Source organism: Friedmanniella luteola (assembly GCF_900105065.1).
Lineage (GTDB): Bacteria > Actinomycetota > Actinomycetes > Propionibacteriales > Propionibacteriaceae > Microlunatus > Microlunatus luteolus.
The window spans coordinates 3,204,285-3,216,724 of the sequence record NZ_LT629749.1; the positions used below are offsets into that span (position 1 = coordinate 3,204,285).

Annotated in this window: 12 protein-coding genes; 9 read left to right on the top strand and 3 right to left on the bottom strand. The window is 73.4% G+C overall.

The annotated features are described in order from the left end of the window. Nucleotides 1–274 precede the first annotated feature (274 nt). On the top strand, nt 275–550 hold the full coding sequence (locus BLT72_RS15080; protein WP_157720520.1) for a hypothetical protein: 276 nt from the start codon (nt 275–277) through the stop codon (nt 548–550). Here BLT72_RS15080 and BLT72_RS15085 read toward each other — a convergent pair. Beyond that, a complete protein-coding gene (locus BLT72_RS15085) occupies nt 547–1,287 on the bottom strand; it encodes a TetR/AcrR family transcriptional regulator (RefSeq protein ID WP_231930082.1) in 741 nt (246 codons plus the stop codon). The genes BLT72_RS15080 and BLT72_RS15085 overlap by 4 nt on opposite strands. 100 nt (nt 1,288–1,387) lie before the next feature. Here BLT72_RS15085 and BLT72_RS15090 point away from each other — a divergent pair, with 100 nt between their 5' ends. Next, nucleotides 1,388–2,248 (top strand): NmrA family NAD(P)-binding protein, encoded by an 861-nt coding sequence (locus tag BLT72_RS15090; protein WP_091413878.1) that lies wholly within the window; start codon nt 1,388–1,390, stop codon nt 2,246–2,248. 87 nt (nt 2,249–2,335) lie between these two features. Further along, on the top strand, nt 2,336–3,403 hold the full coding sequence (locus BLT72_RS15095) for a DUF2332 domain-containing protein (protein WP_091413879.1): 1,068 nt from the start codon (nt 2,336–2,338) through the stop codon (nt 3,401–3,403). Between the two features lie 2 nt (nt 3,404–3,405). Here the strand turns inward: BLT72_RS15095 and BLT72_RS15100 are convergent, their stop codons facing one another. Both BLT72_RS15100 and BLT72_RS15105 read right to left on the bottom strand, forming a co-directional pair. Beyond that, nucleotides 3,406–3,993, bottom strand: a complete 588-nt coding sequence (locus tag BLT72_RS15100; protein ID WP_091413880.1) for a GNAT family N-acetyltransferase — start codon at nt 3,991–3,993, stop codon at nt 3,406–3,408. 96 nt (nt 3,994–4,089) lie between these two features. Beyond that, on the bottom strand, nt 4,090–5,094 hold the full coding sequence (locus BLT72_RS15105) for an aldo/keto reductase (protein ID WP_091413881.1): 1,005 nt from the start codon (nt 5,092–5,094) through the stop codon (nt 4,090–4,092). A 363-nt stretch (nt 5,095–5,457) separates the two neighbouring features. On the opposite strand from BLT72_RS15105, the gene BLT72_RS15110 reads away from it, so the two are divergent. The 6 genes from BLT72_RS15110 (at nt 5,458) to BLT72_RS15135 (ending at nt 12,401) form a co-directional block, all read left to right on the top strand. Next, nucleotides 5,458–6,717 (top strand): ABC transporter substrate-binding protein, encoded by a 1,260-nt coding sequence (locus tag BLT72_RS15110; protein WP_091413882.1) that lies wholly within the window; start codon nt 5,458–5,460, stop codon nt 6,715–6,717. A gap of 109 nt (nt 6,718–6,826) precedes the next feature. Further along, the gene (locus BLT72_RS15115) at nt 6,827–7,762 is read left to right on the top strand and encodes a carbohydrate ABC transporter permease (protein ID WP_091413883.1); all 936 of its coding nucleotides are present in this window, start codon (nt 6,827–6,829) and stop codon (nt 7,760–7,762) included. Continuing rightward, complete coding sequence (locus tag BLT72_RS15120) at nt 7,752–8,666, top strand: carbohydrate ABC transporter permease (protein ID WP_091413884.1); 915 nt, start codon at nt 7,752–7,754, stop codon at nt 8,664–8,666. The genes BLT72_RS15115 and BLT72_RS15120 overlap by 11 nt, the downstream gene beginning before the upstream one ends. Then, entirely contained in the window at nt 8,663–9,508 is an 846-nt protein-coding gene (locus tag BLT72_RS15125; RefSeq protein WP_231930083.1) for a FadR/GntR family transcriptional regulator, read from the top strand. The genes BLT72_RS15120 and BLT72_RS15125 overlap by 4 nt, the downstream gene beginning before the upstream one ends. Continuing rightward, the gene (locus tag BLT72_RS15130; RefSeq protein WP_091413885.1) at nt 9,505–10,878 is read left to right on the top strand and encodes an alpha-L-fucosidase; all 1,374 of its coding nucleotides are present in this window, start codon (nt 9,505–9,507) and stop codon (nt 10,876–10,878) included. The genes BLT72_RS15125 and BLT72_RS15130 overlap by 4 nt, the downstream gene beginning before the upstream one ends. Before the next feature lie 35 nt (nt 10,879–10,913). After that, nucleotides 10,914–12,401 carry an alpha-L-fucosidase gene (locus BLT72_RS15135; RefSeq protein ID WP_091413886.1) on the top strand — a complete coding sequence of 496 codons (1,488 nt, stop codon included), beginning with the start codon at nt 10,914–10,916 and terminating at the stop codon, nt 12,399–12,401. Nucleotides 12,402–12,440 lie beyond the last annotated feature (39 nt).

A 12,440-nucleotide genomic window follows, 5' to 3' on the forward strand; every position in this document is an offset into this window, starting at 1 on the left:
AGGTCCGTCGGTTGTTCTGCCATCCGGGAGGGCAGCAACAGTCCGCCCAGTCTAGCCGACGGCCCTGCCGCCGGTCCGGTCCGGAGCGTCCGCGCCACCCCGGCCCGGACCGGCCCGCCCGGGCGGGCCGCCGAGCACCGGTGTGCTGCTCCGGACGGTCGCGGGCTACCGTGGGGCGCGCACCAGGGGACTGTTCGTCGTGCCTTCCTCGAACGCAGCGTGCTCCGGACGAACCGCTCGACCGGTCCATGACGGCGCAGGTCACGATCGGGTCGTGCGCCGAGGTGAAGGGCAGGCAGGAACTGTGGCGGAGCGCTCCCAGGAGGAGGACCGAGCCGCGCTCGCCGCGGTCTACTCCCGCGCCGACCTGCGGCTCTCCGAGCTCTGGTTGGCCTACTTCGCGCTCGGCGGCAACGCCGGTCAGTACGAGGTCGAGGCCTACCTCACCGGGATGACGGAGCTGGGCGACCACGAGCACAACGTGCTGGCGCACGCGCTGAACGAGGAGCTGGACGACCGCGGGTCGGCCGAGCGGGCGCCCTACCGCTAGCCCGCCTCCGCCGGACCGGGGTCCCGCAGCCCGGCCAGGGCGCGGCCGAGCCACTCGCCCAGCACGGCCCGCTCGGCATCGCTCAGCCCGGGGAGGTCGGGCAGCACCGTCGCGAAGGCGACCGTGACGGCGCTCGTCGTCGCCTCCGGTACCGCGGGCGTGCCCACCAGGAGGCGGCCGAGCACGGCGTCGAGCATGGCCCCGGGCAGCCCCGGGTCCCGGTCGGCCTCGGGGACCGCCAGCAGCGCGAGGACGGTGCCGTGCCCCGCGGCGTGGATCATCATCAGCGCCCGCTGCTCGTCGACGCGCAGCAGGCCGGCGCTCGCGAGCCGACGGACCCGGGCGCGGAGCACCTCGATGCCCGCGAGCGTCGCCGGCGACCGGGCCCCCCGTCCGCCCGCGCCGATGAGGGCGTACAGCTCGGGGTTCGCCAGACCGAACTCGACGTGGGTGCGCCACCCCGCGCGGAGGTCGGCCACCGGGTCCCCGCTGCCCGCCTCGGACGCCGCGGTCTTGGTGCTGACGTAGGCGGCCATCACGTGCTCGGCCACGGCGTCGACGAGCCCGTCCTTGTCGCCGAAGAGCCGGTAGATCGTCGGCGCCTGCACCCCCGCCGCCTGGGCGACGGCCCGCGTGGTCACCGCGTCCGCGCCGTCCTCGTCCAGCAGCTGCGCCGCCGCGGCGACGATCCGCGTCCGGACGTCCTCCCGGGGCCGGGCCCCCTCCACGTCCACCACGGACCAACGGTAACAGTTCGGTGTTAGCGCTTGCCGTTCCGGTGGTAGCGTCTTCTGCATATCGGCGCTAAATACCAGCGCTACCGGACAGGAGGACGGCATGGACGTCATCACCGGTGCCACGGGGCACCTCGGGAACCTGATCGTCGAGCAGCTGCTCGAGCGCCGGCCGGCCGCGGAGGTGGGCGTCAGCGTCCGCGACGTCACGAAGGCCGGGGCCCTCGCCGCACGCGGGGTGCGCGTCCGGGCCGGTGACTTCACCGACCCGGCCTCGCTCGAGCACGCCTTCGAGGGAGCGCGACGCGTCCTGGTGGTCTCCGCCGCCATCCGCGGGGAGGGCGCGGTCGCCGCGAACCTCGCCGCCCTCGACGCCGCCCGGGCCGCCGGAGCGGAGCGCATCCTCTACACCAGCCACCAGGCCGCGTCCCGGGACTCCCTCTTCGCCGCCCAGCCGACGCACGCCGCGACCGAGGACCACCTGGCCGGCCTCGGCGTCCCCTTCACCGCCCTGCGGAACGGGTTCTACGCCAGCACGCTCGAGTTCCTCACCGCCGGAGCGGTGCAGACGGGGCAGCTGGCGGCACCGGCCGACGGGCCCGTGTCGTGGACCGCGCACGCCGACCTGGCCGAGGCCGCAGCCGTCGCGCTCACCGAGGACGGCGTCCTGGACGGCGTCACCCCTCCCCTGACCGCGCCCGAGATGCTCGACCTCGAGCAGGTGGCCGCCGTGCTGTCCGAGCTCACCGGGCGCACCGTCACGCGGGTCGTCGTGCCCGACGACCCGTGGCGGCAGAGCGCCGTCGAGCGGGGCATGCCGCCGGCGGCCGCCGACTTCACGCTGGGGCTGTACCGGGCGGCCCGCCGCGGGGAGTTCGCCGTCACCGACCCCACGCTGGAGGCGGTCATCGGTCACCGCCCCACCTCGGCGCGCTCCGTGCTCGCGGCCCTCGTCCGCGGGTGAGGTGACGCTCGGGCCGGCCCGCCCACCCCCTCCGCCGGCCCCTCGCTAGCATCGCGCTGATGCGACGGCGGACGGTCAGGGAGCCCCGTGCCCGGGGATGACGCGGCGCTCGCCCGAGCCTACCGGCGGTTCGGCGCGGTCCCCGCCGCGGGCCGGTCGCCGCTGCACCAGCACGTCGCCCTCGCCCTGAGCACCTCGCCGGCGGTGCTGCGGGCCCTCGCTGCGGCGCCGGCCCGGCAGCGGGGCCCCGCCCGGGTCCTCGCCGCCGTCCAGGACCTCGCCCTCGCCGGGCGCGCCCCGGCGTTCGCCGCGGCCTGCGCCGCCCTCGACGCCGACGCCGCCGCCGAGGCCGCCGCCGAGGTCGTGCTGCGGAGGACCGACGCCGTGCTGGCCGTGGCCGGGCGCCGGCCGGTCCGGACCGACGAGACGGGGCGCGGCGCCGTGCTGCACCCGGCCATCGCCGAAGCGGCCCACCGGCTGGGCGCCGGGGCCGTCGGACTGGTCGACGTGGGTTGCTCGGCCGGGTTCGACCTGGACGTGGGCCGGGTCGGCGTCACCGCCAGCAACGGCCAGCGGTTCGGCGACCCGGCCTCCCCGGTCCAGCTGACCGTGTCCGTCGTCGGCGACCGGCCCCTCCCCGCACGGGACCTCCCGGAGGTCGTCGCCCGGGTCGGCGTCGACCGCGACCCGCTGGACGTCACCGACGCCGACGACGTCCGGTGGCTGCGCGCCTGCCTGGGACCGGACCAGCCCGGGCGGCGCGCCCGGCTCGACGCGGAGATGGCGCTGCTGGCCAGCGCTCCGCCGGTGCTGCTGCGCGGCGACGTCGTCGACCTGCTGCCCGCCGCGCTGGCCCGCGTCCCGGCCGGGGCCCTGCCGGTGGTGACCACCACGTGGGCCCTGTCGGCGGTCACGCCCGCCGGACGCCGCCGCTTCCTGCAGCACCTCGAGGAGGCGTCGGCGGGCCGGCCGGTGGCCTGGGTGTCGGCGGAAGGCGTCGGGGTGGCGCCCACCGTGCCGACCCTCGGCGACCGCCCCGCCTCCGGGCACAGCATCCTCGGCCTGGTGGTGCTCGACGGCTCGGCCCCGCAGGCGGAGGCGCTGGGCCGCTGCTGGTCGCGCGGCCGGCTGCTGGCCTGGCTGGGCGACGCCTGACCTCAGTGCTTGCCGAGGGCGGCGCGGGCGGGCGAGGTGGCCCACTCCTCGACGAGCATGGCGAAGACGAGCTCGTCGGACCACACGCCCTTGAACAGCTCGTTGCGCACGAAGTGGGCCTCCCGGCGCATCCCCAGCCGGGCGGCCAGCCGGGCGGAGGCGTGGTTGCGGCTGTCGAGCCGGGCGACGACCCGGTGCAGCCCGAAGTCGTCGAAGGCGAGCGCCAGCAGGGCCGCGCACGCCTCCGTCGCGTAGCCGCGGCCGCGGGCGTCGGGGTGGAAGACGTAGCCGATCTCCCCGCCGGCGTGCTCGCGGCTGCGGAAGAACAGCACCACGTCCCCCACGAGCCGGCCCGTGCCCCGGTCCTCGACGCCCAGCGTCACGGCCTGCCCCTCGTCGGTGATCCGGGTCCGCCCGAGGTCACCGGCCAGCCGGCTCAGCAGGACCTCGCGGGTCATCGGCTCGAACGGGAGGTAGCGGCAGACGTCGGCGTCGCCGCGGTAGGTCAGCAGCGCGTCGACGTCGCGAGGCGTCAGCGGACGCAGCCGCAGGCGCGCGGTGGTCACCGGGTCCGGGGGCGTCAGCTGCACGGCTGGATCCTGCCAGCACCGACGTCCCCGGAGCTCCTGCCCCAGCCACGCGAGCGGTCGGCGGTTCGGGCCGCCCCTACCCGCCGGTGCCGGCTCTCACCAGGCGTGCGCCGCCGGTGAGCGGCCCCGGCCGATCCGTCGACCCCGGTTGATGTCGAAGAGGTCGTCGAGCCGGCCCATCGCGGCGGCGTCGAGCTCGAGCGACGCCGCCCGGTCGAGGCCGTCCAGCTGGGCGACCGTGCGGACCCCGACGATCGCCGAGGTGACCGCGGGGTGCTGCAGGACCCACGCCGTCGCCACCACGTGCTCGGGCTCCCCCAGCTCCCGGCACAGCGCGGTGAAGTCGGCGAACTGCCGGTTCTCGGGTCCGAGGGAGATGCCGTACTCCGCCTCCACCTGCTGCGTGCGCGAGCCGTCGAAGGACGCCGTCTTGCCGGTGAGCAGCCCGCCGGCCAGCGGCATGTAGACGATGACCCCGATCCCGAACGCCTCGGCCGCCGGCAGCACCTCCATCTCGGGCACCCGGCTCAGCAGGTTGTACTGGGTCTGCTCGGAGACGAAGCCGACGAAGCCCCGCTGCCACGCCTGCATCTGGGCCCGGGCCAGCCCCCACCCGGAGTAGTTGCTCGAGCCCGCGTAGAGCACGCTGCCGTCGGCCACGACGCGCTCGTAGGTGCCCCACAGCTCCTCGGCCGAGACGCGCTCGTCGATGTGGTGGACCTGGTAGAGGTCGACGCGGTCGGTCTGCAGCCGGCGCAGCGAGTCGGCCAGGTGCTTGCGCACCTTGTACGCCGAGAACCCGGCCTCCTCCCGCGCGATCCCGAGGTCCCCCATCGCGTGGTAGACCTTCGTGGCCAGGACGACCTCGTCGCGCGCCCCCGGCCGGCTGGCGAACCACCGGCCGATGATCTCCTCCGACCGGCCCCGACCGGCCTCGCCGCCGTACACGTTGGCGGTGTCGACGAAGGTGATGCCCAGCTCGAGCGCCCGGTCGAGGATGGCGTGCGACTCCTCCTCGGTGGCCTTGGGTCCGAAGTGCATGGTGCCGAGACAGATCTTGCTGACGGTCATGTTCGAGCGACCGAGCTTCGCGTACTCCACCGCTGTCCTCTCCGGGCCGGCCCGACGGGCGCCCTGGTGGCCGGCGGAGCCCCCCCGCCGGTGCTGCGCCGCCGGCGACGACGGCGCTCTCGGACCGGAGTCCTCCGATCTCTGGCGTCAGTGTGGGCCCGGAGCGCCTGCCACCGCAAGGGGCTGCCGTCGCGCCCGCCCGGCCGCCGCGAGGCTGCCGCGAGGGGCTCGGTCCGGTCGCGCCGGGCGTCGACCACGACGTCCCGCCCGACCCTTGACAGCACGCGGCCACCGCCCGACGATCAGACCTACGAGGTCTGAGGTGTGACCCACCTCACTCCCCACCACCGGCGTGGCCGGCGGGACGACGACGTCTCTGCTCGAAGGAGTGCTGTGCGGAAATCTCGGTTCCTCAAGATCGCGACCGCGGCCACGGCCGCGGTGATGCTCGCCGGGTGCAGCGGAGGTGGTGAGCCCAGCTCCTCGGGCTCCGGCTCCGGCGACCAGCCGGTCGAGCTGACCTGGTTCATGTGGTCGGGCTCGGACGTCGAGAAGGACGCCTGGATCAAGGTCGGCGACATGGTCACGGCGAAGTACCCGAACATCACGATCAAGTTCGAGACGACGCCCTTCAACGACTTCTGGACCAAGCTCACCACAGAGGCGGCCAGCGGCCAGGCGGCCTGCATCGTCGGCCTGCAGGGCCAACGCGCACCCCAGTTCGGCAGCTTCCTGCTGCCGCTCGACGACTACATGGCCGAGAGCGGCGTCAAGGCCGCCGACTACGTGCCCAGCATCATGGACGGGCTGAAGTACGAGGGGCAGCAGGTCGCCATCCCCTACGACGTCGGCCCCTACGTGATGTTCTACAACAAGGACGCGTTCAAGGCGGCCGGGCTGGCGGAGCCGAAGATCGGCTGGACCACTGAGGACTTCACGACCGCGGCGAAGACCCTGACCAAGGCCCCGAAGTATGGCTACTTCGCGCGCAGCGACATCGGGGACCTGATGCCGTGGGTGCTCAGCCAGTCCGGCAAGGCGGCGGTGGACGACCAGGGCCAGCTCGCCGTCGACAACGCCGAGTGGAAGGCCACCGCCGAGTGGTACACCCGGTTGATCACCGAGGAGAAGGTGGCCGCCCAGGTGCCGAGCGCCAACTCCTCGTCCGCCGCCGCCAACCAGTTCCTGTCCGGCAACGCCTACATGGCCCCCGACGGGCCGTGGTCGCTGATCAACACCCGGGCGCTGGCCAAGTTCGACGTCGGCATCGCGCCCATGCCGGCGGGGGCGGCCGGCTCCAAGACCTGGTCCGACGGCTCGGGCTTCGGCATCACGCAGAGCTGCAAGAACCCGGACGAGGCCTTCAAGGCGATCAGCGTCATCACCGGAGCCGAGGCGGAGACCTACCTGGCCGAGCAGGGCCGGGCCTACCCGGCCCTGATCTCCACCCAGCAGGCCTGGTACGAGGGCAACAAGACCGAGGACGTCAAGCCGGTGATGGACTACGCCCTGCAGAACTCCGTGCCGTTCAAGACCACCCCGACCTGGCAGCAGGTGACGACGGTCTACTCCAAGCAGGCCGTGGCCACCTACAACGGCCAGGGGTCCGTGGACGAGCTGCTGAGCCAGACGCAGGCGGCGGGCGCCTCCTGAGCCTGGTGGGCCGGTCCCGCCGACGGCGCTGCCGCGGCGCCGACGGGACCGGCCCCCGCAGGTTCCCCGGCCGCACCCCGCGGCCCGCCCACCGACCCGGAGGACGTCCATGGCACTGCCCGTCAGCACGATCACCAGCACGGCCACCGTCAGCGCGGCCGAGCTCCGGCGTGGCCGACGAGGCGACGGGGCCGCGGCCACCGGGTTCCTCGCCCCCAGCCTGCTGGGCCTGCTCGCCTTCACCGCGTTCCCGATCGTGGCGTCGGTGGCGCTCAGCTTCTACAACTGGCCCGTCTTCGGCCGGCACACCTTCACCGGCCTCAAGAACTACGAGACGCTGCTGGCCAGCGAGGCCTTCCACACCGCGGTGCTCAACACGCTGCTGTTCGTCGTGCTCTACGTCCCGCTCAACATCGTGGTCTCGCTGGGGCTGGCGGTCTGGATCAGCCCCCGGATCAAGGGCCGGGGCGCCTACCGGACGATCTTCTTCATCCCGGCGGTCACCCCGGTGGTGGCGAACGCCGCCATCTTCTCCCTGATCCTGTCGCCCAACGGGCTGGTCGACTCCCTGTCGCAGACCTGGTTCGGGAAGCAGGCGCCGAACTTCCTCGGCTCCACCACCTGGGCCATGGCCGCCGTCGTCCTGCTCTCCATCTGGCAGGGCTTCGGGTACAACATGCTGGTCTTCTCGGCCGCGCTCGACGCGGTGCCGGCCACCCTCACCGAGCAGGCGGCGATCGACGGGGCCGGCACCTTCGCCCGCTTCTTCAAGATCGTCCTGCCGCTGCTCACCCCGTCGATCTTCTTCGCGGTGGTGCTGACCCTGATCTCGTCCTTCCAGGTGTTCACCCAGGCCTACGTGCTCACCGGCGGTGGCCCGGGCAACACGACGACGACGATGGTGCTCTACCTCTACGAGCAGGGTTTCCGCTTCTTCAAGCTCGGGCTGGCCTCGGCCGTCGCCTGGGTGCTGTTCCTGATCATCCTCGCGATCACCGTGTTCCAGTTCGTCGGCCAGAAGAAGTGGGTCAACTATGACCAGTGACCTCCGCGCGGCTCCCGCGTCCGCCGCCGGACCGGCCCACCCGGCCGGCTCCCCCGCCCCCACCCGACGACCGCGCCGGCGCGGCTCCCGGGTGACGGCGGTCGTCTCGCAGACCCTGCTGAGCGTCGTGGCCCTGGTCTTCCTGCTGCCGATCATCTGGATGGTGCTGTCGGCCCTGAAGAGCGGCGGGGAGGTGTTCACGGTGCCCCCGCGCCCGTTCGGGGAGCACCTGGTGTTCAGCAACTTCGTGGAGGCGTGGAACTTCCTGCCGTTCGGGCGCTTCATCCTCAACACGCTGCTGGTCGCCGGCCTCGGCACCGTGATCACGCTGGTCGCCTCGGCCATGTCGGCCTACGCCTTCGCCCGGCTGCACTTCCGGATGCGGGAGCAGCTGTTCGTGCTCTACCTCAGCACCCTCATCGTGCCGCAGGAGGTGATCGTGATACCGATGTTCCTGATCATGCAGCGGCTGGGGTGGGTGAACACCTTCCAGGGACTGATCCTGCCGTGGGCGTTCACGGCGTTCGGCACCTTCCTGCTGCGGCAGTTCTTCCTGACCATCCCGATCGAGCTGGAGGAGGCGGTCAAGATCGACGGCGCCGGCCACGTGCGGATCCTCACCCAGATCATCGCGCCGATCGCCGCGCCGGCGTTCGCCGTGCTGGCGGTCTTCACCTTCATCAGCTTCTGGAACAGCTTCCTGTGGCCGCTGATCATCGTCAACGACACGAGCATGATGACCGTCCCCCTCGGGCTCCAGCTCTTCCTCGGCCAGCAGGCGCAGCGCTGGGAGCTGCTGATGGCCGCCGCGACCATCTCCATGGTGCCGACCGTGCTGCTCGTGCTCGTGCTGCAGAAGTACCTGGTGCGCGGCATCGCGCTGTCCGGGCTGGGTGGCCGGTGAGCCTCGACCGACCGCCCACCCGCCGCGTGCCGCGGGGGACGCTCCTACCGGGACGGGAGAAGCGGACCCGCACCAGCGTCACCGACGACGCCATCACCCGGATCCGGCACATGATCCTCACCGGCGAGCTGGCCCCCGGCGACAAGCTGCCGCCGGAGTCCGAGCTGGCCGCCGAGCTGGGGCTCTCCCGGACCTCGCTCCGGGAGGCGGTGCGCGCGCTGACGCTGCTGGGGGTGATCGACACCCGGCAGGGCGACGCGAGCTACATCACCAGCCTGGGGCCCGAGCTGCTGCTCAACGCCCTGGGCCTCGCCATGGACCTGCAGCGCGAGGACACGATGGCCGACCTGGTGGGCGTCCGGCGGGTGCTGGAGCCCGCGGCCACCGCGCTGGCGGCCGCCCGCGTGACCGCCGACGACATCGCGCACCTGCGGGGCCTGATCCGACCCGGTCTCACCGAGGACCGCGCCCGTGAGGCCGTGGAGCTCGACTGGGAGTTCCACCACGAGATCGCGCTCTCCTCGGGCAACGAGCTGCTGGTCGCCCTGCTCGACGGGCTCACCGCCCCGACCGTGCGGATGCGCACCTGGCGGGGGCTGACCGTCCCCGGCGCGCTCGACCGGACGCTGGCCGAGCACGAGGCCATCGTCGACGCGCTGGAGGCGGGCGACCCCGAGCTGGCCCGGGCGGCCGCGACCGTCCACGTGGCCGGCGTCGAGGCCTGGGTCCGCGCCCTGCCGCCCGGTTGGAGCGCCCGTGCCGCCGAGGAGGTACGCCTCCAGTCCAGCCCCGTCCACCGCACCCCACCCGAACCCGGTCCCCCCACCCTGGAGCCCCGATGACGACCGAGACCCGGCCCACCGCCGACCGCACCGCCGACCCCGCCGGCACCAGCTCGATCTGGTCCGACCTCGCCCGTCCACTGCCGGCCTGGCTGCCCCGGGCCAAGCTCGGCATCTTCATCCACTGGGGCGCCTACTCCGTCCCCGCCTGGGCCGAGCCCAGCGGCGCCCTCGGGGCCGTGCCGGACGAGGAGTGGTTCACCCACAACGCCTACGCCGAGTGGTACGCCAACACCATCCGCATCCCCGGCAGCCCCGCCGCCGAGCACCACCACCAGACCTACGGCGACGCGCCCTACGACGACTTCCTCGACGCCTGGACCGCCGACCGCTTCGACCCGGCGGCCTGGGCGGCCCTGTTCGCCGAGGCCGGCGCCCAGTACGTCGTCCCCACCACCAAGCACCACGACGGGATCGCGCTGTGGGACGCGCCCGGCACCGGCACCCGCAACACGGTCCACCGGGGACCGCGCCGCGACCTGGTCGGCGACCTCGCCGCCGCCGTCCGGGCGGCCGGGATGCGGTTCGGCGTCTACTACTCCGGTGGGCTGGACTGGAGCACCACCAGCTTCCCGCCGCACACCTCCGGCGCCGAGGTCTCCAGCCTGCGGCCGAACGACGCCGCCTACAACTGCTACGCGCTGCTGCACGTCCGCGACCTGGTGCAGCGCTACGCCCCCGACGTGCTCTGGAACGACATCAACTGGCCGGACGCCGGCAAGCGGACCGGCGCCTGGTCGCTGCACGAGCTGTTCCGCGACTTCTACGCGGGCAACCCCGACGGGGTGGTCAACGACCGCTGGGGGGACACCCACTGGGACTACCGCACCAGCGAGTACGAGCACGGCACCGCGGTCGAGGTGGACACCGACTGGGAGCAGTGCCGCGGCCTCGGGTTCTCCTTCGGCTACAACCAGGTCGAGGACGAGTCGGTGGTCCTCTCGGGCCACCAGCTGGCCACCCTGCTCGCCGACGTGGTCTCCCGCGGCGGGCGGCTGCTGCTGAACGTCGGCCCGACCGCCGCCGGCGAGATCCCGGCCCTCCAGCAGCAGTCGCTGCGCGACCTCGGCCGCTGGACGGCCGACGTCGGGGAGACCCTCCGCTCCGCGACCCGGGTGGATCCGGCCGTCGCCCGCAACGGCGACGACCCGTGGACCCGCTGGCTGGACACCCCCGACGGGCTCGTCGCCCTGGTGGACCGGACCGGGACGACCCCCCTGGCCTTCGACCCCACGGCCGCGGACGGCGCCGCCGGTGCGGTGCTGACCGGCCGGGCCACGGTGAGCGCCACCGACGACGGCGCCGAGGTCGACGTCGCGGAGCCGGGGGCCGGCCCGGTGGCCGTCCGCTTCCCCTGGCGCCGGCGCTGACCAGCACGCCGCCACCGGGCCGACGAGGAGCAGCCATGGACGACCAGCAGGAGCTGGAGCGGGTCGCCGCGGTCATCGCCGCGGGACCCTTCGACGACACCTGGGAGTCGCTCGCCGGCTACGAACCACCCCGCTGGTTCGTCGACGGCAAGTTCGGGATCTTCATCCACTGGGGCGTCTACGCGGTCCCGGCCTTCGGCAACGAGTGGTACGCCCGCAACATGTACCGCCAGGGCACCCCCGAGTTCGAGCACCACCGGACCACCTACGGACCGCACGACGAGTTCGGCTACAAGGACTTCGTCGACGACCTCACCGCCGCCGACTTCGACCCCGCCGCGTGGGCGCAGCTGTTCCGCCAGGCCGGCGCCCAGTTCGTCGTCCCCGTCGCCGAGCACCACGACGGGTTCCAGATGTACGCGTCGGACCGCAGCCGCTGGACCGCCGTGCAGCGGGGGCCGAAGCGCGACGTCCTCGGCGAGCTGGCGGAGGCGACGCGGCGGCAGTCCCTGGTCTTCGGCGCCTCCAGCCACCGGGCGGAGCACTGGTGGTTCATGAACGGCGGGACCCACGTCCCGTCCGACGTGCTCGACCCCGAGACGGCCGACTTCTACGGGCCGGCCCAGCCGCAGACCATGCAGCCCAACGACCAGTTCCTGCTGGACTGGTTCCTGCGCACCATCGAGCTGGTCGACCGCTACCAGCCCCAGGTGCTCTGGTTCGACTGGTGGATCGAGCAGCCGTCCTTCGAACCGTGGCTGCGCAAGGTCGCCGCGTACTACTACAACAGCGCCGCCCGCTGGGGCCGCGGCGTGGTGATCCAGTACAAGTACGCGGCGTTCCGTCCGGGGACGGCGGTGTTCGACATCGAGCGCGGGGCCCTCGACGGGATCCACCCCCGGGTCTGGCAGAACGACACCTCCGTGTCGCGGAACTCCTGGTCCTGGATCGAGGACCACGACTACAAGGGCGCCCCCGAGCTGATCACGGAGCTGGTGGACGTCGTCGCCAAGAACGGCGTGCTGCTGCTGAACATCGGCCCGAAGCCGGACGGCACCATCGCCGAGACCGAGCAGGAGCTGCTGCGCAGCATCGGCGTCTGGCTCGGCGTGCACGGGGAGGCCGTCTACGGCACCCGGCCGTGGACGATCGCCGCCGAAGGGCCGAGCGAGCAGCGCAGCGGCTACTTCACCGACTCCTCCTCCCCCTCCTACACCGCCGCCGACCTCCGCTTCACCTCCCGCGACGGGGTCGAGGGTGAGTTCGTCTACGCGACCGCGCTGGCCTGGCCGGACGACGACCGGCTGCTGGTCCGCAGCTGGGGCCGGGACGCCGGGCTCCTCACCTGCGAGGTGGCCGCGGTCACGGTGCTCGGGCACGACGGCGACGTGGTGTGGTCCCGCGACCCGGACGGCCTCCGCGTGCGGCTGCCCGACCGCCGGCCGAGCGCCGTCGGGGCGACGGTCCGGGCCGAGCTGGCCCCGCGCGTCCCGACCCCGCGGCAGACCGGTTTCCACCTCTGACCGCGGGTCGCCATGCGGCACCTCGCCCTGGACTCCCAG

What these genes read in the sequence shown, in the direction of transcription:
- BLT72_RS15090 (WP_091413878.1), top strand. Translation starts at nt 1,388, where the DNA reads ATGGACGTCATCACCGGTGCCACGGGGCACCTCGGGAACCTGATCGTC.
- BLT72_RS15115 (WP_091413883.1), top strand. Translation starts at nt 6,827, where the DNA reads ATGGCACTGCCCGTCAGCACGATCACCAGCACGGCCACCGTCAGCGCG.
- BLT72_RS15120 (WP_091413884.1), top strand. Translation starts at nt 7,752, where the DNA reads ATGACCAGTGACCTCCGCGCGGCTCCCGCGTCCGCCGCCGGACCGGCC.
- BLT72_RS15130 (WP_091413885.1), top strand. Translation starts at nt 9,505, where the DNA reads ATGACGACCGAGACCCGGCCCACCGCCGACCGCACCGCCGACCCCGCC.
- BLT72_RS15135 (WP_091413886.1), top strand. Translation starts at nt 10,914, where the DNA reads ATGGACGACCAGCAGGAGCTGGAGCGGGTCGCCGCGGTCATCGCCGCG.